Below are 21,285 nucleotides of genomic sequence, written 5' to 3' on the forward strand. Positions count from 1 at the left end.
AAATTCCTCCGGCAGTAAGCTTGTCCAATCCAATACCTTGATTGGGTTCTTCTTGATTTCGCTGTATCTTAAGTTTCCCATCTTTGAGCCTCCTTTTTAAAGAAGGATCAGTATATCATAAATCGTAATAACCTTTATTGCATTTTCTGGAAGACCGAGAAAAGCTTTTTTTAAAAAGGAATAGCTTCAATAAATATTTGGGAAAACCAATTATATTTTTCCTGATCCGTTTATGCTATTTCCGGGAGAAAGTAACAATAGGCACAAGTTAGGCAAATACAAAAAGGACCTGACGAGTGCAGATCCAACCCGCCTGAAGGCGGAACTCTAAACTTGACCACTCATTTTGGTTCTTCAATCAGTTCCCGTGACCAGAATACAAGTCTCTTATTAATTGAAAAATTCGGTCGTGGGTTCAACCTTCGAATAAACATCCTCAAGTTTCAGTTCACAGTTGATGGCCCCGATGGTGATGACGTCGCCGGCTTCGTGGCTTTCGGAGTAGGTCCAAAATTTGCTGTCAGCCTGCCGGGCGTACTGTTCGACGCGTTGAGCATTTTGCGCCACCAGCACATAAGTCTGTAACGAAGCGATCTTTTGGTACTGCTCAAACTTTCTACCGCGATCATAGGCTTCGGTTGAATCAGAGAGAACTTCGATAATCACCAGCGGGTTGAGCAGGGTGTCTTCTGTGTCGTCAAGAAACTGCTCTGTTCCACACGTGATCACAATGTCTGGATAGGTGTAGAGTCCTGCATTCGGAATTAATATCCGCATGTCGTTGGAATACACGTTACAGGGCCGATCCCGCAACTGTTGATCAAGCCTGGCCACCAGATTTGTTACGATTCGGTTATGATGGCGGCTGGTACCTGCCATCGCAAACATCTCGCCTCGATAAAATTCACTTCTGAACTCAGCCCGACGCTCAATGGCAAGGTATTCGGCTTCGGTCAGTTGGTGTTTGGGGGTTGATGACATAGTTCAACTTCCGAGGGTGTCAGGTTCTTCAATCAGTTCGCGTGACCAGAACACCAGATCCGTCACCGCCGGCGTGCCGCCAATCGCTTTGATCCGCGAGGCAATCTGGCCCCGGTGATACCACGAATGCCCAAAAAGCTGCGCCAGGATGTCTTCGACCGTATTCCGGAAGCGTTTGCCGTCCAAACTCTGGTATTCAAAGGTCTTCACCAGGTCGTCATCGGTTACTGAGTTCAGGTAATCAGACCACGCCGCGTGCATGGCTTCGAACTGGGCGGGAAGTTCGTCAAGCGTCACGGTTTTGGGGACAACCACGGGCTTTTCGGCAAGTCCTCCCAGCCGATAGAGCCACAGTCTCCGGGCAAAAACCATGTGCCCCATCAGGTTCAGCGCCTGTTGAAACGCTTCAGCCGAGCGCGATGCCGCCGGAACGGTTTCAAGCGAAGCCAGCACGCGGGTGTGGCTGTCCTGTTCATACTCAAACCAGCGGCGAAAGTGGGAAATCAAAATTTCGGTCATACATTCGATTTGGAGGATTGGTGTTTGATAACTGTCCGGTGGCTGAATCTACCATGGTTTCCTATTGTCAAGGCAACCCAATCAGGTCTTAGAGACTGTTTGGAAATTCAGGATTTCAGTCAGCGAGGCTGGCCCCAGGCTCATTTCTTTGAGATAAATTCAGTGGTTTTGAGCGCCGCATCTTTGGCACTCGCCACACTGGCATCAACCAGCAGTCCTTCCGAACCGACCCAATCTCCGGCCAGAAACAATCCTGGAATCTCTGAAACCACTGTTTGGGGGCGATCCCCAAGTCCCAAACTGGTTGGCCTTGGGTTGCTATTCGCGACGGTCATTTCTGGCAAAAATCGCTGGTGGACAATCACTTCGCGCCAGCCCGGCTGGACCAGATCCAACACGTGTTCCAGTTCGGCGCGCACTGTGGCGGATGAATCATTCGCATTGGTTGGAAGGTATTTGGCGACATGGATCAACCCTCCACCAACCGGACCCAGTTTGGCGGCTGCCGAATGAACCGAAAAATACCAGGGCTGGTCAATCCCCAACGCAAAATTGGTCTTAGGTTTTGGCACCCGGCTTAAAGCCAGATCAAGGCAGGCAACTTTGATTGGCGTGATCTGTGCTGCCCAGCGGCCAAAGGCTGATTGATGACTGTCTTCGACCAGATCCAGTGCAACTTTCGGAGGTACTGCCAGAATCACGGCGGCTGCCGAAAGCCGTTCACCGTTGACCAGTCGAACCCCACAAACGGTCCCCTGTTCACCACGGATAACAGATTGCACCTGAGCACTGGTGCGAATTTCAACTCCGGCCTGGGTCGCCATTTCACACAGGCGGTTGACCATTGATTGCCAGCCGTTGTGCAAATACAAGACGTTTTGTTTTACGCCCTGTTTCATTTGGGCCAGGGCCACTCCGGCACTGGTTTGCTCTGGAGCATTGGAATAGGTCGAGAGTCGCAGTAGTGCCTTGAGATATTCGCGCATAGTGGCGTGTTTGAAATGCTGATCAACCCAGGTTTGAATCGAGGTTCCCATCAGCCGTTTGGTGTTGATTCGTTCCAATCCGGCCAGAAATCGAATGGCTTCAAACTTTTCTGGCAGGCTCAGCATTCCGGTTGTGAACATTGACACCGGGCTGGCTGGAAGTTGAAAAACCTGGTCTTTCAAAATTGCAACTGACCCGGCGTAAGCTGGAATTCCACCCTCAAGCGGGACGCCAAGTTCAGTCAGAATGCGAAAGGCTGCTCCGCCGAGGCCCACCGCGTGTGGTCCAATATTCAAAGAGAAGCCATGTTTGGTTTGGGTTTGAGCCAGTCCGCCAGGATGTTGCGACCGTTCGAGCACAATCACTTTTTGATTCTGACGGGCCAAAAAAACGGCGGCGGTCAATCCGGCCATGCCTCCGCCAACCACGATGATTGATTGATCTGAATTTGAATGTGTCACAGGGCAACCTCATTTCAATTATTTAGGGTTCGGGGTTCGGGGTTCGGGGTTCGGGGTTCGGGGTTCGGGGTTCGGGGTTCGGGGTTCGGGGTTCGGGGTTTTCGAAGCCAGGCATCAGGCTTTCTTCATTCTTCCCTGGACACGATTGAGCCATTCAAAAGGTTACAGCCGGTGAAAAAATTCAGAAAAAAAGAGGGACGCCGTTTCCAGCGTCCCTCTTCTTCAGCCTGATTTCTTCAGCCTGACGGTTTCTCAAGCAGGTTTTTCCTTTGACCGACGGATAAACCGGATGATCTCACCCACCCACAACACAACCGATGTGGAGCCGATAATGATGGCCCAGTGATCAGCCCGGAGTGGTGTCGTGTTAAAAACGTCTCCGCCAATTTGGACCATGATGATCTGGCCGATCAAAATTGACCCGGCGATCAAGAGGAATGACCTGTTTTCAGCCAGGTTGTGAAAAGTCGAGAAGTTATGACCTAAACATTTGGCGTTAAACAGGTTCCAGAATTGAAGAAACACAAACACCGAGAAAAACACCGACAGTTTGTAGCGGTCGTTGTCAATTGGTCCTCCTTGTTGGAGGTAGATCAGGAAGCCAACCAGAAAGACCAGAAAGAACCCGCCGACGCCAAAAATGGACCTCGCCATGGCCGGCGTGACGATAAAAGCGTCCGCTTTGCGGGGAGGCCGGTTCATCACACTTTGATGAGGTGGTTCGGTGGCCAGTGCCAGTGCGGCAAAGGTATCCATAATCAGGTTGACCCACAGCATCTGGGTAACCGTGAGCGGCAATTTGACGCCGATGAACGGTCCCAAGAGTGCCACGCCGAGCGCCACGACGTTGATCGTCAACTGAAACAGGATGAATCGTTGAATGTTTTCATAGAGCGAGCGTCCCCACATCACGGCATTGACGATACTTCGGAATGAATCGTCAAGCAGGATGATATCGCTGGCTTCTTTGGCTACGGCTGTTCCGGCTTTTCCCATCGCCAACCCGACGTTGGCATAGTTGAGCGCCGGAGCGTCATTGGTCCCGTCCCCTGTTACTGCCACCACATTGCCGTCTTCTTGCAGGAGTTTTACCATCCGCAGTTTGTCAAGTGGACGTGCTCGGGAGAGAACTTTGAGTGTGCGCAGTGATTTTTTCGCTTCTTCGTCGCTCAATTTACCAAACTCGGGGCCCGTCAGCAGGTGATCATCGGTATCAGTTGAATCCCACAGACCAATCTGGCGGGCAATTTCCTTGGCGGTTTCTTTGTTGTCGCCGGTGACGATTTTGACACCGATTTGAGCCACCCGGCACGCGGCAATGGCTGGCGGAACTTCGGGACGAATTGGGTCGGCAATGGCTGCAAATCCCAACCAAACCATATTGCGAGCAACATTTTCGATTTTATCTTCTGGATCTTTTGGCGGAGATTCGAGGTAGGCAAACCCAAGGGTGCGCATGCCGCGAGCCTGATAATCCTTTAACTCTTTGTGAATAGTGGTTTTTTCAGCTTCAGTCAGCGGTTGCAGCCCCTGAGCGGTCAGCATCTGGCTACAACGATCCATTACAATTTCCGGAGCGCCTTTGATATGCAGGATTTGCTTACCGCTAAATGACGTTCCGAGCGTGCCCATGAATTTGCGTTCGGTCGAAAATGTCAATTGATGGTCAATTGGAAACTGGGCCCGTTTTTCATTGTAATCAACCCCGGCTTCATCAACCCACAGAAGCAACGCCCCTTCGGTCGGATTCCCAAGCGCTTTGGGTTTTTCACCTGGTTTTTTGCTCAAATTGGCCGTGGAGTTGACCGAAATTGATTCCGCGATCAGTTTTTCCAAATCAGTGGAAAGTGAACTCGACAGGAGTTTGTTTGAAAAGGCGGGGAAGCGCATTTCAAACACGCGCATTTCATTCATGGTGAGCGTTCCGGTCTTATCAGAACAAATCACCGTTGCGGCACCAATCGTTTCACAGGCGTGCATCCGGCGCACCAGATTATTTTCACGAGTCATCTTCTTCATGCTGTAGGCCAGACTGAGCGTCACGCTCATCGCCAGACCTTCGGGCACCGCCACCACGATGATGGTCACGGCAATCATGAAGTATTTGATCAGCTCTTTGGTGACGTGGGGTTCAAACCACAGTTTCGGATCCTGCGGGATGAGATTGGCCCCAAAGGCAATTCCGGCCACCACGGCAAAAAACAAAATTCCGCCGCCAACCGTTTTGGCCCAGCCGCCAATGCCTTCATCTTCAAGCCATTCCGGAGCTTCGGCTTCGCTGCCGGCCAGTTCCAACCCGTCATAAAAAATCGGCAGCCAAACCTTTGCCAGGGCAATGAGCACCGCCACGACCAGGATGCCCATAAATATCCATTGATTTTGGGCCAGTTTCAGATCGCCGGTGATGACCCCGCGTGCGGTCAACGCGGTATAGGTCAGCGCGGCAATGCCAAACCCAACGACGCCGATGACCTTGCTCAACCCTTCAAGTTGTCTATTGAGTGGGGTTTCTTCACCGGTTTCTTCGGCGGCAGCCCGTGCGGTCTGGCCGATTTCGGTGCCGTCACCCACGGCTGCAATTTCGACGATGCCGTGTCCATCCGAAGCAAAAGTCCCGCGCAGGACTTTATCGCGTGGATAGGCGCCTTCGTGGTGGCTGGTATATTTGACCAGATCTTCAGTCGCGACTTTTGAAGCCGGGACCGATTCCCCAGTCAATCGTGATTCATCAATTTGGAGCGAAACGGCTTCAATCAACCGCCCGTCAGCCGGGGTTTCTTCACCGGCTTCGAGCAGGACCAGATCCCCAACCACAATTTCCTTGCGGGGAACGGTTGTGTACGCCCCATCCCGGATAACCTTGACCGGAACGTCATCGCTGACCTGATTGAGGATGTCAAATTCCTTGTTGGCCTGATATTCATTGAGGAAGGCCAGGACGGTGGCGAGCAAAATGGCCACCACGATGCCAATGCCTTCCAGGTATTCACCCTCGGCAATTCCAACACCGATGGCGATGACCGCCGCAATGATAAGGATGCGGATCACTGGATCATCAAACTTTTCCAAAAAAAGTTTCCACCACGGATCACGCTCAGGTGGAGTCAGTACGTTAATGCCGTGTTTCTGCCGGCTGGCTTCAACCTCGGCAGAAGTCAGTCCTCGATATCCTGTGCTTCGTGCGGTTGTTGTTTCACTCATAGTTTTCCTAAATGTGGAGCTCAAGATGGTTCGTTCAAGTTGGGTATTGTATTGAAATGGGAGGAGATTGCGACCCAGGGTTGCAATTGGGGCCGCAAAACGAACAAACTCTGCCTGTTTTATGCTCAATTTTCCGAGAATTCCTGGCCTGTTGGTTACCTCTGCTCTTCATTTTTTAAGGAGAATTTTCATTTATGGAATCCGTTGGCACGCCTTCAAAACGGGCTGGAGCTAAACGTAAGTCCAATAAAATCAAGCCGTTTGCTGCTTCTGATACAACGTTTATGGAGTTGTTTGAATTAGCACCGGATGCAATTTTGATTGTCAACGATCAGGGCCAAATCGTCCTGGTCAATTCACAGACGGAAAAACTGTTTGGGTATACTCGTGAAGAACTGGTTGGAAAAACGATTGAATTGCTGGTGGCTGACAGGTATCGCACAAATCACCTGGGGCACCGGGAACGATATTCAGCCAACCCCCATACCCGCCCGATGGGAAGTGGCCGGGATTTGCTGGCGCGAAGAAAAGATGGAACTGAATTCCCGGTTGAAATTAGTTTAAGTCCACTCAGAGCCCAAGATGGAATGTATGTGACGAGCATAATACGGGATATTTCAGAACGTAAAGAGGCTGAGCGGCAAATCCATAAGTTAAATCAAGAGCTTGAGCAGCGGGTGATCGAACGCACCGCTGAGCTGGCCCGCTCAAACGCTGAATTGGAACAGTTTGCTTACATTGCCTCGCATGACCTTCAGGAACCATTGCGGATGGTCGCCAGTTATACCCAACTGCTGGCCAAACGGTATCGGGGCAAACTGGATCAAGATGCCGACGAATTTATCAATTTTGCTGTGGATGGCGCGGTGCGGATGCAAAAGCTCATCAATGACCTGCTGGCCTATTCACGAGTCAAAACACGCGGCAAAGAATTTACCGTAACCAATCTTGAGGAAGTCCTGGACCGGGTGCTGCTCAGTTTGCGGTTGCTCATTGAGGAAACCGAGGCGGAAATTACCCACGATCCGCTTCCAACCGTGATGGCCGATGCCTTGCAAATGGGACAGATTTTCCAAAATCTGATTGGGAATGCCCTCAAATTTCATGGCGAAAAGCCGCCCCGAATTCATATTTCCGCCCGTCAGGAAGGGAAAGAATGGATTTTTTCGTTCCGTGATTGGGGCATCGGGCTTGAACCACAATATGCTGAGAAAATTTTTGTTATTTTTCAACGCCTGCACAATACTGCTGAATACCCCGGCAGCGGAATCGGCCTGGCAATCTGCAAACGCATTGTCGAGCGCCACTGGGGACGCATCTGGGTGGAGTCAGAGTTTGGAAACGGTTCGACCTTCTATTTCACGCTTCCCACTGATCCACAATCAGGGAAGGTGATTGCTTGAAATTGGTAGTTAGAAAGTTATAGAAAAGAAGTAGCCGTTTTCCTTGCCCTTTTGCTGGCTGTATTTTGAAATCCGGAAGAAATAATAGCCTCAAACCTATGGAGAACAATGAACATATGGAACACAGGGAATTTGGAAGACCAATTGAAATCCTGCTGGTCGAAGACAACCCAGGAGATGTCCGCCTCACACTCGAAGCCCTCAAGGAAGCCAAAGTCAAAAACACGTTGCGGGTCGCCCGCGATGGAGTTGAAGCCCTGGCCCTGCTCCGCCAGGAAGGACAATTTGCGAATGCCTGTATTCCTGACTTGATTTTGCTGGATCTCAATCTCCCCAAAAAAGACGGACGAGAAGTCCTGGCGGAAATCAAAAAGGATAATCGGTTGCGAAGCATTCCGGTCGTGGTGTTAACCACCTCAGACGCCGAGCAGGATATTTTGAGAAGCTATGACCTTCACGCCAATTGTTATGTCACAAAACCAGTTGACCTTGATCAATTTATTCAGGTCGTTGAATCAATTGAAGGGTTTTGGCTCAGTATTGTGAAATTGCCGTCATTGTAAAGGGAGCGGTTTGTGAAGATTGAAACCATTCAGGTTTTATTGATCGAAGATCACCCAGGTGACGCGCGACTGGTTCGTGAAATGCTGGCCGAGGCCAAAGACATTGTGTTTAGTGTTACCTCTGTCCGGCTGCTTTCCGAAGGTGTCACGATCCTGAAGCAGACAAAGGTGGATGTGGTTTTGCTTGACCTTTCGTTGCCGGATAGCAACGGCCTGGCGACGTTTGAAAGTATTCAGGATCAATTCCCTGAAACGCCGATGGTCTTGCTGACCGGATTTGAAGATGTTTCGGTGGCTATTCATGCGTTGAATCTCGGAGCCCAGGATTATCTGGTCAAAGGGCAGGTGGATGGCAGTTTGCTGGAGCGGTCCCTCCGGTATGCCATTGAACGTAAACGTGTTGAGGAAGCTTTAAAGCGGAGCGAGCGCCGCCTTCGATCAATGGTCGAGAATTTGCCCGCAGGCGCTGTGTATCGTGACGGCGACTCAATTTTCTTTAACAAAGCGGTTGAAAAAATCACCGGCTATCAGCCATCGGAAATCACCACGATTTCAGACTGGTTTTCCTTGCTCTATGGTACTGAAGGCAACCGGTTTTTTGCTGAATATGAAGCGGATCGGGCGACTCAGTTTGCCGATTCCCGGATCCAGGCGATTATGCGCAAGGATGGACAGGTTCGGTTTGTTGAGTTTGCCGGTTACAGCTATGAGCAGGGTGAGGTCTGGCTGTTATATGACATTACCGAACGGCTGCAAGCCGAACAGCTTATCCGTGAACAGGCCACCCTGTTGAATCAGTCACAGGATGCCATTTGGGTGCTTGACCGGGAGAATCGGGTTCAGTTTTGGAATCAAGGTGCTGAGCAGTTGTTTGAATGGAAAGCGGCGGAAGTGATGGGAAAGCCATTGGAAGCTGTTTTTCATGATTGCTGCCAGACCGAGCTGGTCGTTATCCAGAAGGAAATTGCGGAAAAAGGTGGCTGGCGTGGTGAATTGCATATGGCAACCAAGTCAGGAAGGGAACTGATTGTCGAAAGTCGCTGGACAGTTTCCTACGACAGTCAAGGCCGGCCCCAATCCAAACTCACGGTCAATACCGACATTTCCGACAAAAAGCGGCTTGAGAACGAATTTATGCGGGCGACCCAGCTTTCGTTAATTGGCGAGCTGGCTGCGGGCCTCGCCCACGAAATCAAGAACCCACTGGCTGGGATTCAAGGTGCGGTGGATATTTTGATTCGGCGGCGGTCACAAGGGGATCCGGAACGGACGGCGCTTGAAGCCGTTCGCCGCGAAGTCGGTCGAATTGATGGAACGGTTCGTGAATTGCTCAATCGGGCCCGGCCTCGGGCACTGACCCAGACCCCAACCTTGCTCAATGAAATAGTCCGTCACGCCGTGGTTCTCTCCAGACATCAAGCAACCGTGGGACCAAATGCCGACCGTCGGATTTCAGTTGACCTGGAATTGCCAACCGATCCAATCGTTGCCTCAATTGATACCGCCCAAATGGAGGATGCAATTCTCAACCTGATCCTGAATGCGCTGGATGCGGTTGGTGATCGTGGGCAAATTACCGTTCGGCTCAAGCTGGTAAAACCTGATTCCCCAAACCATCCACTCGAAGCGGTGATCGAAGTCGAAGACAATGGTCGGGGAATTGCCGAACAGGATTTGGCCAAGATTTTTCACCCGTTTTACACCACTTCTCCTCGTGGAACTGGCCTGGGTCTCCCCGCCGTCCGCCGGATTGCCCGCGCCCACGGTGGTCAGGTTGATGTGAAATCAGAAATTGCCAAAGGCTCGACGTTTACGTTGCGCATCCCACTTGGCCAGAAGTGACAAGGTGACAAGGTGACAGGGTGACAAGATGACAAGGTGACAGGGTGACAGGGTGACAAGGTGACAAGGTGACAAGGTGACAGGGTGACAGGGTGACAGGGTGACAGGTGACAGGGTGAAGTTTTCTCACTCTTCTGGATTGACTACTCGCTACTCGCTATTTCGCTATTTCGCTCATCAGGCGTGGAAGCACAAAATGGAAGGTGCTGCCCTGACCCGGACCAGCCGATTCGGCCCAGATTCGGCCCTGGTGGGCTTCGATATAGGCTTTCGCGATTGAAAGCCCCAGTCCCGTCCCGCGGGCTGAAAACTCATACTGGCCGGAAGTGTGCGAAGTCGCGTCCCGGCTTGTATAAAAGCGGTCAAAAATTCGTTGAATTTCGCTGTGCTCAATTCCAATGCCGGTGTCTTTGATACTGAACTGAACTTCAGCGTCTGTCGCGGTGACCTGAATGTGGATCACGTTGCCGTCATAGGTAAACTTTATGGCATTCTGAATCAGGCTCAGTAACACAATTTTGAGTTTTTCCCGATCTGCGGTGACCTCACACCTGGAATCTCCGGTCAGGTGAAGTGTTTGGTGACGTTTTTCAACAAAGGAAGCCAGATCTTCGATGGAATCCTGGGTAAGTTGAGCCAGATCAACCAGTTCCAGTTTGAGCGCCAGGATTCCCTCATTCACTTTCAACATTTGCAGGATATCGTCAAAGCTCGTTGTCAGCCGCGAGACCATTCGCTGGCACGACGCCAGCGAACGCTTTTGAGCCGTTGTCAGCGGCCCCAGTGTGCCTTCGGCCAGGGCTTCGTTATAGCCTTTGAGCACGGTGAGCGGCGTTCGCATCTCGTGGGACGTCACCATCATAAAATTGTTTTTCATCTGGTTGAGTTCCTGGAGCCGGCGGGTGACTTCGAGTTCATTTTGATAGAGCCGTTCCAGTTCGAGCACTGATTTGGTGATCGTTTCGTTTTTCTCCTCCAGTTCAAGATTTTTGGTTTCAAGTTCGCCGTGGAGCGCCGCGTTTTCAATTGCCACGGCTGCCTGATGGGCCAGGGATTCCAGGATTTCAACATCGGTTTCAGAAAAAAGCGGGCGACCTTCGCGATGGCGAACCAGCACCACGCCTCCGATTCGCCCTGACCTCATTACAATCGGCACGCCAATGAACCCGCGCACTTCATACCGTTTCACAAGTTCCGGGTAGGCAATTTGATCTGAAGTTTGGGCATCGTGGATGATGGCGGGCTTTCCTTGAAGCACAATTTGGCCGGTGACACCTTCGCCAAGCGGGAATGAAACCGGCTGACTGTCCCACTTTCCGTTGGTCCAGACCCGGCTAAAGACGATGTGTGAATTCTGAACCAGCCCAATGCCGCAAGGATCACCATCCACCAGGCGGGCGCCTTCGGTGGCAAGTTGTTGGAGCACGTAATCAATTTCCAGTTCGGAATTGATGGTGCGCGTGCTTTGTAGCAACCGGCGCAGGTAAGCAATGCGTTCTTCCTGACGGCGTTTGACCACGCGAATCCGCCACGCATAACCCACATAAATACTTCCGCCCAACAGCCCGAGATAGATCAAAAGTGCCCACCACGTGCGCCAGGGAGCGGGTTTGATTCGAAATGACAGTTGCAGCGGCGCCGTGACATTTCCGGCATAATCGCGGGCGATGACCTGAAAGGTATATCGTCCGGCGGGCAGATTGGTGTATTCGCGGGTGGCTTTGGCGGTCCAGGGAGTTGGTGCATTGTCAAAGCCGACAAGCTGGGTTTGATAGCGGGTGTCTGATTCCCGAAAATAGCTCAGGAGCGCAAACTCAAACAGGAGATTGTTTTCATTGTAGCTCAACTCTGGCTGATGATCCTGATCGCCTTTTGACAGAGCTTGACGGTTTAGAATATGAGTTGGCGCCGGTTCACTGTTGATTAGAAGTTGTTCAAGGTACAAAGGTTTCGGAGTCCGATCAGAAATTTCAGTGACCGGGTTAAAAACAGCGGCCCCGCGAACGGTTCCGACCCAAACCTGTCCGGCTGCATCCATAAACGAAGCACCGCTATTGCACTCATTTCCTGGAAGCCCGTCCTCACTGGTAAACGTGTAGGTTTCAAACTGCGATGGATTTTCCGAGGTTGGTTGGCGGGGGATCAATCGGCAGATTCCTTTATTCGTAAAAAGGTAAATACGTTTTTGAGTATCTGCCTGAATTTGATACACCACATTGTTGGGAAGCGCTGGAAGGGTTGTATCCGAAAGTCCAAACCAGGAGCGATCTGGCCAGTCAAGGCAGGTCCGGGTCACCCCACCGCCATCGGTGCCAACCCACAGCCAGCGCTTCCCATCCGGTGCCGGAACCACCAGCGTGCAATAGACATTGTTGTTCGGCAAGCCCTGGGTTTGATCAATGACTTCAAACTGTTCATTGACCAATCGAACCAGTCCGCCACCGGCGGTTCCAATCCAGATTTCAGGAGTACCATCGGGGAGCGTCGTTTGATACAGCGACCGGACAATGTTGAGTGTGGCTTTTGTCTGAAAGGGAACGGTTACCCATTTGGAATTCTCCCACCGGGCCAACCCACCAGCCGTTCCGGCCCACAAGGTTCGCTTTCCATCCGGGTACAGAGTTTCAAGCAAACAATAGACGGTTAAATGTGGCAACCCTGATTCCAACCCCATGGCTGTCCACCGACCATTTTGGAAACAGGCAATCCCTCCCCCACCAGTTCCAGCCCAAAGTTGAGGGTTTTGATTGGTGTCTTTGGTTTCAAGCAGGCATAAGACGACATTGTGCGGCAGTCCATTTTGGGTGTTGAACACCTCCCACTTTCCTTGATCAAAATGGGCCAGTCCTCCACCCGACGTTCCAATCCACGCCGAGTCTGATCCACCAGACTTTCCAGGTGAAACCAGGACTGAAAACACATTGTTGTCAGGCAAACCGGATCGGTCGTCGAGGACCTGCCACTGATTGTTGGTTACCCGGCAGAGTCCGCCGCCATCGGTCCCAATCCACAGGGTGTGAATGCCCTCAGGTGAAACGGTTTCGAGAAAACACACCACGACATTGCTCGGAAATCCCGAGCGGGTATCAAATGTTTGCCAGGAATTGTCTTTGAGACAGGCGGCCCCGCTCCCAGAAGTTCCAATCCAGAGAGAACGGGTTCCTTCAGGTGAAACTGTCTCCAGCAGGGTTCGAATGGTGTTGGACGGTAACCCATCACTGGTTGTGAAAACACTCCAGTGATTCTCCTGAAATCGAGCCAGACCACCGCTGGTTGCCACCCACAGGACTTTTTTCCCCGTTGAATCAGTGGTTTCGACAATTTTGGATACCGTGTTATGGGGTAATCCAGAGGCGTCATTGACCGTTGTCCAGGTTCCATTGGCTTCGAGCCAGGCCAGCCCACCACTCGTTCCCACGCAAATGGTTTTCTGCCCGGTGCTGAGGGTAATTTCGGTCAGGGTTAAAATCGTGTTGTGGGGCAATCCGGTTGATTTTGAATGGAAGGTCGGCTGACCGTTTTCAAAAGATACCAGTCCCTCCCGCGTTCCAGCCCAAATGACTGGTTTTCCATTTCGACTGGTTTCGAGCAAACACCGAACCTGTGAATTTGGCAATCCAGTCCCGGTATCAATTGTCTTCCAGACGCCGTTGGAAAGTTGAGACAGCCCTCCGGCATTGGTCCCAAACCACAAACTCCCATCCGACGCGGCCAGGACAGCTCGGACGTAGTTTGAGACTGTCCGATTGGGCATATTGACCAGCGTCCAGGTTCGTCCGTTGTAATAGGCCGCTCCATCCTGTGTTCCCGCCCAGAGATACCCTTTGCGATCAACCGCCAGCGACATGATGGAATTTTGCGGCAATCCGTCACGATCTGTGTAGTTATAAAAAACGGGCCGTGGAGAAAATGGTAATCCCAAAAGGCGTGAGCGGCTTTGTTCAACCGCTGAATTTTGGTCAGGTGACTTTTGATGGGTTGGAAGCGGGGAAATCAGTTGAGTTCGTTTGGTGCCCGGTGGCACACCTCGACCTGACTTTGACGAGGATGTCAGGCCAATCCCAGCCATCAAACTGAGCAGCAAAACACAACCGATGGAAACAAGTCGAAGCGGCATGGCACAGAGGTGGGACAGGTTTGGACTTGGGCCGGCAGGGGGAAGCCACGAAATCTGATTATGAATGAGAAGTGGGGAATTATGAAAGAATGAAACGGTTCAGCAATTAACTCCGTTGCGGAAAGGTCGGGCTCCGCCCGGATGGGCGACGGAAAGTAGCCGGTGGTTTGCCGCTTTGGGCATACCACCGGATCCGTGCCCATCCCGCTCGCGCCCGGATGGGCGCTGGAAGGGATCGATGGCAAGATTCCAGTGAAAATTCCGGAGTCTTTGGGGGATTGATCCAGCGCCCATCCGGGCGCAAACTATTCGCGGCTTGCCTTCTTCCGGTGGGTGCGCCTCAAAGCAGGCTGCCCACCAGCTACTTTCCATCGCCCTGCGGGCGGGGGTTGTCAAGTTCAAGTGACCTTTCCGCAACGGAGCAGCGATTAAGCTTTCACTTGCCCACTAACATGATTCTGACTAAAGGGGCTCTACAATGAGGTTTTCTCATCAGGCACGGAAATTTCTCGCCGGAATGATCCTGGTTGGAATGTGCGGCTGGTCAACTGTTCCAGCTCTTTCCCAAACAAACTCCGCAAAGCCACAAAAGATCAAAAAGAAAAAGGCTGTTTCGCCAGACGAATATTCTGATTCCGAAACAGACCGTGCTTTTCAACTTGAAAAAGATGCTGATTTGGTGGTGGGGTTAGAAGGGCACTGGATTTGGGTAATTCAGCCAGGAAAACCACCTAAAAAGGCAATGAATGAAGAGTACCTCATTGCCGCCTTGCCATTTCTGGATTTGAAAAAGAAAGATCTGGTTGTGGTTGTTTTTGGGAAACTATTCAACGGCCAATACCTTAGAGTTGAAAGAGGTGATGTTATGGACCAATTAGAGAAAGCTTTTCTGGAGAATGGCTTCAAAAAAATTGTCTTTCAACAGGGAACGGCTACGGGAAGGCCAATCTTGCGGGAAACCGAGCGGAAGCCATGAAAATTTCCTTTCTTTCTGGCAAGATGCGAAAACTTTCAAAACCTGCAAACCTACTTCTAAAGGAATCAACACCGCATGACCGCTCCATTTCGCAAAAGTTTTCTGGCTGGCTGGGGAGACATGGACTTTAACGCTCATATGCGCAACACCTCGTATCTTGACCGTTCGGGCGACGTCCGAATGATGTACTTTCAGGAACACGGTTTTCCGATGAGCGAATTTGCCCGGTTGCGGATTGGCCCGGTGATTCTGCGTGATGAAATTGAATACTTCCGTGAACTTCATCTCCTTGATCCGTTTGAAGTTACCCTGACACTCTCGGCCCTGACATCAGATGCGTCGCGATTTCGGCTCCGGAATGAGTTTTTTCGTCAAGATGGAAAAATGTGCGCTCGGGTCACCAGCCACGGCGGGTGGCTGGATCTCGCAACCCGGAAATTGACCATTCCGCCAGCCGAATTGATTGAAGCTATTCGGGCGATTGCCCGCAGTGAAGATTTTGCCGAAATCTAGTACTTGCTGTTCTTTTAGCCCATTGAACCCCAGGCTCGAAACGATTTTCTGGAAAATTATAAATTACTGTGTTATAGGATTGTGCTATCCGTGATGCAACTCCGCACACCTTCACTTTTTGAGGAAATCCTATGCCACATTTTTTCCAGGTAACTCCGCGTGTTCCAGTAACGGACCTTCGGCGCACCATTGATTTTTATACCCAAATCCTTGGTTTTACTGAAGATGTTGTCTGGCCTGAAGATCAACCCACCTTCTGCATTCTCGCTCGCGATACCGTCAGTCTTGGCTTTTTTGTGCCGGATGGCTGCCGCACGGACGCCAAACAAGGCACATGTGATTTGTATATCGAAGTTGACGGCGCGCGGGAACTCCACATCGAACTCAAAGACAAACTCACGATTGAATGGGGGCCAGAGGTCTATTCCTATGGTCGCCGGGAATTTGCTTTCCGGGATCCAGACGGTTACCTGATTATCTTGACCGAAGAAACCGACGACCCCCCAACGTGTCAGGTGGACTGAAAACCAGGGCTGGAGGGCTTGGGGCAACGAAAGGGATGAGGGATGAAGGATGAGGGATGAAAGAAACCCAGTTCTTCAGCCCTCAGTCTTCAGCCCAATGTTTTCAGTCCTATCTTCAAACCAGTGGGAAGTTAAACGACTGGGCCGATATCCGTTTACCAAGGAAAAATTGAAGCGGAATGTGTGTTCTGAGCGCCCACGATTTTTCATTGTGGAGTGCGTTGGGGAAAGCAAAATAGAGCAAATCTGAGCCAAACACATAACCCCGCCTGACCAGAAGAGTGGTGAGGCTGCGGGAAACTTCATAGTTATCACCTGGCCACCCACTATCAATATAGAGCTGGATCTTTCGTTTTTCTTCGGTGGCAACCCGCTCCATAAAGTTATCTTTGTACCCAAACGTGCTGGACAAACAGGCGGCTTTTCCAAACACATGTGGGTACTCCCAGCCAAGAAAAAACGAAACTACTCCACCCAGGGATGATCCCATGACAACAGTGTTTTCCGGTCCGGCCAGGGTTCGACACTGGATGTCAATCGCCGGTTTAAGCGTTTCAACCAGGAATTTTCCATAGGCTTCATAGCCGGGTTGGGTGTATTCCTCCATGCGGTCATTTGGGGAAATACCAACAATGATGCACTTATTGATGGCATTCATGGCATCAAGCAGCATCATGGTCTCCGCCATTTCCCAGGTCTGGCCAATAAACGCCTCTTCGGGAAAAAACAAGTTGTGTCCATCATGCATATACAGGACTGAAAAGCGCTTAATCGAGTTTTCGTCATATCCAGGGGGCACATAAAATCGAACTCGATGGGCTTTACTCCCGGTGCCAATCACCGCCGGCTCGGAAATCCGTCCGTGCCAGGGAGCAAAAAAGTGAGGATAGATTTCCTTGCGTTTATTGGGAACAATCGCCAGATAGTTGCTCCCTTGTGCCCAGGTGACTTCCGAGCCTTTTAGAATACAGGGCTTGAAGTAAAAATAGGGCCGATCCGTTGTAATTTCAAACTCAACTCGATTGTTTCCGCGTGGCTGTTCAGCCGGATAAATATTCCGATCCCAGTCCATGTCGGTACGAAGTACCATTCGACCGGATTCTAAGGGATAGTGAACCACAATGATCATTTTGGCAGGCATAAAAACCTTTGGAATGAAGAATGAGATTAGTGGTTAGTGATTAGTGGTTAGTGGTTAGTGATTAGTGCTTGGTACTTGGTGCTTTGTAACCAATTCTTTCTAAGAACCAAGAACCAAAAACCAAGAACTAACCACTAACCACTAACTACTAACCACCTTCTTCATTTGGCTGTAATGCATCGCACTGTATCACGGGCGATCAATAGTTCTTCGTTGGTTGGAATGACATAGGCCGCAAGTCGCGCATTTTCCGATGAAATCCGACCTTCGGCACCGCCAATGATTGTGGCATTCAGTTTGGGATCAAGCGTGAGGCCGACAAAATCCAGCCCGGTGCAAATGCGGTTGCGGATATCCGCCGAATTTTCCCCAATCCCTCCGGTAAAGACAATTGCATCAGCGCCTCCCATCGCAACCAGATAGCTTCCGATGTATTTCCGAACTCGATAACAGAAGATCTCAATTGCCAGCCGGGCCCGGCGATCATTGTTTTCGCGTTCTTCGTCCAGCAATTCCCGCATATCATTGGTGAGCCCAGAAATCCCAAGCAGGCCGGAATGGCGATTGAGAACGGCGTCAACTTCGCTGACCGAAAGTCCTTCTTTAGCTGATAAGAATTCAATAATGGCCGGGTCGAGGTCCCCAGAGCGGGTTCCCATCACCAAACCTTCGAGCGGTGTAAACCCCATTGAAGTATCCACCGATTTGCCTTCGTGGATGGCGGTGATCGAACAGCCATTGCCCAAATGAAGCGCCACGATATTGACCTGTTCGCGTTCAATCCCGAGCAATTGCCGATACCGATAAGCCACAAACCGGCAGGAGGTTCCGTGAAATCCATAGCGCCGAATTCGATGCCGCCGGTAAAATTGATAGGGAACTGCATACAGATAGGCATAATCCGGGAGCGTTTGATGAAATGCCGTGTCAAACACCGCCACCTGCGGAATTCCTTTTCCCAGTACATCCCGAACGGCGGCAATCCCCTTGAGATTGGCCGGGTTATGCAGCGGTGCCAGTTCAATGCACTCCTCTATTTTTCGAAGCACGTCATCGGAAATTCTGACAGATTCATGAAAATAGTCACCGCCGTGAACCACTCGATTTCCAACCGCGTGGACATCACCTAAAGTTGAAATATCAGGAATCGCAGCTTCTTCAGAGCACAACCAGCGCAAGATCCATTCAACGGCGGTTTTATGGTTTCTGACCGGGAGTGTTTGACGTTCACTTTCCCGGCCAGTGACCCGAGTGGTAATGATTGCTTCGCCGCCGATGCGTTCGATGACACCCTGGGCCAGCTTTCGATCCTGATTAGCGGCAATCAAATCCAGATCAGTTTCAATCAATTGAAACTTGACAGATGAGCTGCCGCAGTTCAAAACCAAAATATTCATGGTGAAATATCCTGAAAATAAAGTGGGGGCGGTCAGACGTGGTGTAATCCCAAACATATCAGGAAAAATTGCAGGTGGCGAGTCGCACCTTTACCGATACGCAAGCCTATGATCTCAATCTCAACCGTCATCTTTGATTATGGAAATGTTCTTTGCCAGCCACAACCATCTGAAATGATTCAGGAAATGGCAAATTTGTGCGACATTCCCACCCTACAGTTCCAGGCTGGCTATTACCAGTTTCGACACCAATACGACCTTGGATTCCTTGATGGAAGCGGATACTGGCAGGCTTTTGGTTCGGTAGCCGGATTTCAAATCTCAGAATCAACCGTGGAAAAACTGATTGCGCTTGATAATCGAAGCTGGGCGGAACCGAACTTTCTCATGCTTGACTGGGTTGCCCGGCTGCAAAACGTCGGGATTCAAACCGCGATTCTGTCAAATATGCCGGTTGATATGCGGTGTGAGCTTTCCAGTCTGTGTCACTGGCTGCCGAAATTTGAGGTTGAGGTCTATTCGTGTGAGTTGGGAATTGCCAAACCAGACCCGGCCATTTTTGAACTGTGTATAAACCATCTGGAGGTTGTTCCCGAAGAAGCCCTGTTTGTGGATGATCGCCTGGAAAACATCAAGGCCGCGCAGGCACTGGGCCTGCACAGCCTTATTTTTGAATCAGTTGAACTGCTGGAGGTGGAACTGGCAGGTCGGTTTCACTTACCGCCAGTCTTTTCAAAATAAGGAGCTAGCCTGACTCAATCTTCGATTTCTGCCGCTGGTGCAAACTCAATGAGTCGGCTCCGAGGGTCGAAACTGACTCGAAAGGGTCGCAGGGCATCGCGTCCAAAGAGGACGGGTGTATCTCCGGGAACATTTTCCAGAAGATCGGTTGGAATTCTTTCAAGAACCATTGAATCAAGCCAGATGGTGGCAGGCTGAATTCGATGGACCACAAAACTACCTCCGTTGATGTCGTTTAAGGTCGAAGTTTTTCGCCCAGGTGTCACCGTGATGCCAAGTCGGTTGGCGGCTGTGGATGATACGGCCAATCCAAACCGTCCACCAGTATCAAGCAAAGCCGTGACTTTCCCATTGAGTTGAACAAAAGGCCGGCGACCCTGTGGGTCTGATACCCAGCGCACAATGGCGCCTTCAACTGGAGGTTGACGATTTCGCAACGTGTCTGAAACTGGATCAAGGGCACTGATGCGACGATTGGGGAAATCCAGAACGAACCCCAGCGGTTGAAATGCCTCGGTTGGATCCAAAATCCCATCAATCCCGGTGGGCAGCGAGGTGGTTACGGCTACCCGGCCACGATTGGGAAGCGGGTTGTCAATTCCCCCAATCGCCAGCCGTTGAAGAATGGCTTCTTCTGTTCGCATGGGCCCCGAATTTCCTGGGCCTTGAAGCACCAGTGTTTTCCCGGTCGCCTGAACTCTCGCCTGACCCGCCACCGATCTGGAAATCAAGGTCAACCCGGCACCCGTGTCAATCAAGAAAATAAAAGGCCCACGATCATTAACCCAGGTTTTGATTTGGAGACCCCGGCTGTCATCTTCGCGAAATTCAACCGGGGCAGGAAAAGGAATGGCGCGGGTGACTGATCTGGTTGAAGCCCGGCCAGGTGTTTCAGCCAGGGCTGACGGCTGTTCGGCGGGAAACTGCACCAGGGTCAAAAGTACCGTTACCAACCCGGACAAAAGCAAGGTACTTTTCAGTGAATGTTTCATAGTAATATCAGTTCGTAGTCAGTAGTCAGTAGTCAGTAGTTCGCTAAGTTTATTTGATTGAACTGTTTGACTGTTTTCTAATACAAATATCCCATTGCAAATTGATATAAAACCCCAAGGAAGTTTGAATCAAAATTGATGGGGCTGAGGGCTGAAGACATCAGGCTTCAGCCCGATGTCTTCAGCCTGGTGTTTAGTTCCGTTTGCGAAGGCCATACGTGTAAAGGGCTGAACCTCCACCGCCGGCCAGGGCCCCAATGGCCGCACCTTTCTTGCCGCCCGCCAGCCCGCCAATGGCCGCACCGACGCCTGTTCCGATACCAACCGTCAAAATGTCACGGTGGCGATTCCAGAACGAAGGTTTCTTTTGCGGAGCTTCTGAATAGGTGTAGTAAGTCCGTTGAGGACTCGATGAAGATACACGGCGTGTCCGGGTGGTGGATCTCCGCGTCACGGGCTGTGGCTCTTCAACATATTGAACCGGAGCGACTTGAGTGCCTTGCACCGGCACCAGTTGATAGGTCATTCCGGGTTGAAGTTGATCCGGCATAATAATCTGAGGCTGCATCGGATCTACCGGTTGGGGTAATGGTTGAGGTTGAGCCGCTGGTGCTGTTACGGTTTGGGTTGGCGCCGGCGCTGGTGTGGTCGGAGTATTTGAACGAGTTGTGAATGCCCCGACGGCACCCCCAAACATCGTCAGTGCTAAACCGGCTGCGAGCAGTTTGCCTTTATCGCTTGTAAACATATTGGATTCTCCTATTCGGTGTTGAAAAATATGTTAGAGACATCCCGTGTTAAATTGAGTAAATGTATATTCCACAGATGGTTAACTGTTCTTTCATTGGAAAGAGCAGTTAGGGTCCAGGTTAATTCTGTGGAATGTGTTTGATGGAATACTCTACAACAAGCAGTGTGCCAAACTTG

Annotated in this window: 17 protein-coding genes; 7 read left to right on the plus strand and 10 right to left on the minus strand. The window is 51.0% G+C overall.

Going from position 1 to position 21,285, the window contains the following annotated elements; genetic code table 11:
- Positions 1-390 precede the first annotated feature (390 nt).
- The 4 genes from HY774_11305 to HY774_11320 all read right to left on the minus strand — a co-directional run bounded on the left by HY774_11305 (position 391) and on the right by HY774_11320 (position 6,149).
- Positions 391-981, minus strand: a complete 591-nt coding sequence (locus HY774_11305) for a Uma2 family endonuclease (GenBank protein ID MBI4749068.1) — start codon at positions 979-981, stop codon at positions 391-393.
- Between the two features lie 3 nt (positions 982-984).
- Positions 985-1,500: a DinB family protein gene (locus HY774_11310; protein ID MBI4749069.1), complete on the minus strand. Its 516-nt coding sequence runs from the start codon at positions 1,498-1,500 to the stop codon at positions 985-987.
- 140 nt (positions 1,501-1,640) lie between these two features.
- A complete protein-coding gene (locus tag HY774_11315; GenBank protein ID MBI4749070.1) occupies positions 1,641-2,948 on the minus strand; it encodes an NAD(P)/FAD-dependent oxidoreductase in 1,308 nt (435 codons plus the stop codon).
- 252 nt (positions 2,949-3,200) lie between these two features.
- Complete coding sequence (locus HY774_11320) at positions 3,201-6,149, minus strand: calcium-translocating P-type ATPase, PMCA-type (protein MBI4749071.1); 2,949 nt, start codon at positions 6,147-6,149, stop codon at positions 3,201-3,203.
- Between the two features lie 194 nt (positions 6,150-6,343).
- On the opposite strand from HY774_11320, the gene HY774_11325 reads away from it, so the two are divergent.
- The 3 genes from HY774_11325 to HY774_11335 all read left to right on the plus strand — a co-directional run bounded on the left by HY774_11325 (position 6,344) and on the right by HY774_11335 (position 9,957).
- Positions 6,344-7,552 (plus strand): PAS domain S-box protein, encoded by a 1,209-nt coding sequence (locus HY774_11325; protein MBI4749072.1) that lies wholly within the window; start codon positions 6,344-6,346, stop codon positions 7,550-7,552.
- 116 nt (positions 7,553-7,668) lie between these two features.
- Positions 7,669-8,115, plus strand: a complete 447-nt coding sequence (locus HY774_11330; GenBank protein MBI4749073.1) for a response regulator — start codon at positions 7,669-7,671, stop codon at positions 8,113-8,115.
- A 12-nt stretch (positions 8,116-8,127) separates the two neighbouring features.
- Positions 8,128-9,957 (plus strand): PAS domain S-box protein, encoded by a 1,830-nt coding sequence (locus tag HY774_11335; GenBank protein ID MBI4749074.1) that lies wholly within the window; start codon positions 8,128-8,130, stop codon positions 9,955-9,957.
- 157 nt (positions 9,958-10,114) lie between these two features.
- Here HY774_11335 and HY774_11340 read toward each other — a convergent pair whose 3' ends face one another.
- Positions 10,115-14,074, minus strand: coding sequence for a GAF domain-containing protein (locus HY774_11340; protein ID MBI4749075.1), 3,960 nt, complete (start codon positions 14,072-14,074; stop codon positions 10,115-10,117).
- A 99-nt stretch (positions 14,075-14,173) separates the two neighbouring features.
- Positions 14,174-14,476 carry a hypothetical protein gene (locus HY774_11345; protein MBI4749076.1) on the minus strand — a complete coding sequence of 101 codons (303 nt, stop codon included), beginning with the start codon at positions 14,474-14,476 and terminating at the stop codon, positions 14,174-14,176.
- 76 nt (positions 14,477-14,552) lie between these two features.
- Between HY774_11345 and HY774_11350 the strand changes: the two genes are divergently transcribed.
- From HY774_11350 to HY774_11360, 3 genes are all read left to right on the plus strand, one after another.
- The gene (locus HY774_11350) at positions 14,553-15,050 is read left to right on the plus strand and encodes a hypothetical protein (protein MBI4749077.1); all 498 of its coding nucleotides are present in this window, start codon (positions 14,553-14,555) and stop codon (positions 15,048-15,050) included.
- Between the two features lie 75 nt (positions 15,051-15,125).
- Positions 15,126-15,563 carry a thioesterase family protein gene (locus tag HY774_11355; protein ID MBI4749078.1) on the plus strand — a complete coding sequence of 146 codons (438 nt, stop codon included), beginning with the start codon at positions 15,126-15,128 and terminating at the stop codon, positions 15,561-15,563.
- 131 nt (positions 15,564-15,694) lie between these two features.
- Positions 15,695-16,087 (plus strand): VOC family protein, encoded by a 393-nt coding sequence (locus HY774_11360; GenBank protein MBI4749079.1) that lies wholly within the window; start codon positions 15,695-15,697, stop codon positions 16,085-16,087.
- Between the two features lie 115 nt (positions 16,088-16,202).
- Here HY774_11360 and HY774_11365 read toward each other — a convergent pair whose 3' ends face one another.
- Positions 16,203-17,228, minus strand: a complete 1,026-nt coding sequence (locus HY774_11365) for a hypothetical protein (protein ID MBI4749080.1) — start codon at positions 17,226-17,228, stop codon at positions 16,203-16,205.
- A 161-nt stretch (positions 17,229-17,389) separates the two neighbouring features.
- A complete protein-coding gene (locus HY774_11370; GenBank protein MBI4749081.1) occupies positions 17,390-18,625 on the minus strand; it encodes an acetate kinase in 1,236 nt (411 codons plus the stop codon).
- 108 nt (positions 18,626-18,733) lie between these two features.
- Between HY774_11370 and HY774_11375 the strand changes: the two genes are divergently transcribed.
- The gene (locus HY774_11375; protein MBI4749082.1) at positions 18,734-19,366 is read left to right on the plus strand and encodes an HAD family phosphatase; all 633 of its coding nucleotides are present in this window, start codon (positions 18,734-18,736) and stop codon (positions 19,364-19,366) included.
- Between the two features lie 14 nt (positions 19,367-19,380).
- On the opposite strand, the gene HY774_11380 is transcribed toward HY774_11375, so the two are convergent.
- Together HY774_11380 and HY774_11385 are read right to left on the minus strand one after the other, a co-directional pair.
- Positions 19,381-20,358, minus strand: coding sequence for an aspartyl protease family protein (locus HY774_11380; GenBank protein MBI4749083.1), 978 nt, complete (start codon positions 20,356-20,358; stop codon positions 19,381-19,383).
- Positions 20,359-20,551: 193 nt separating this feature from the next.
- Complete coding sequence (locus HY774_11385) at positions 20,552-21,106, minus strand: hypothetical protein (protein ID MBI4749084.1); 555 nt, start codon at positions 21,104-21,106, stop codon at positions 20,552-20,554.
- Between the last annotated feature and the right edge of the window lie 179 nt (positions 21,107-21,285).

The sequence above is a fragment of the Acidobacteriota bacterium genome, assembly GCA_016208495.1.
Lineage (GTDB): Bacteria > Acidobacteriota > Blastocatellia > Chloracidobacteriales > Chloracidobacteriaceae > JACQXX01.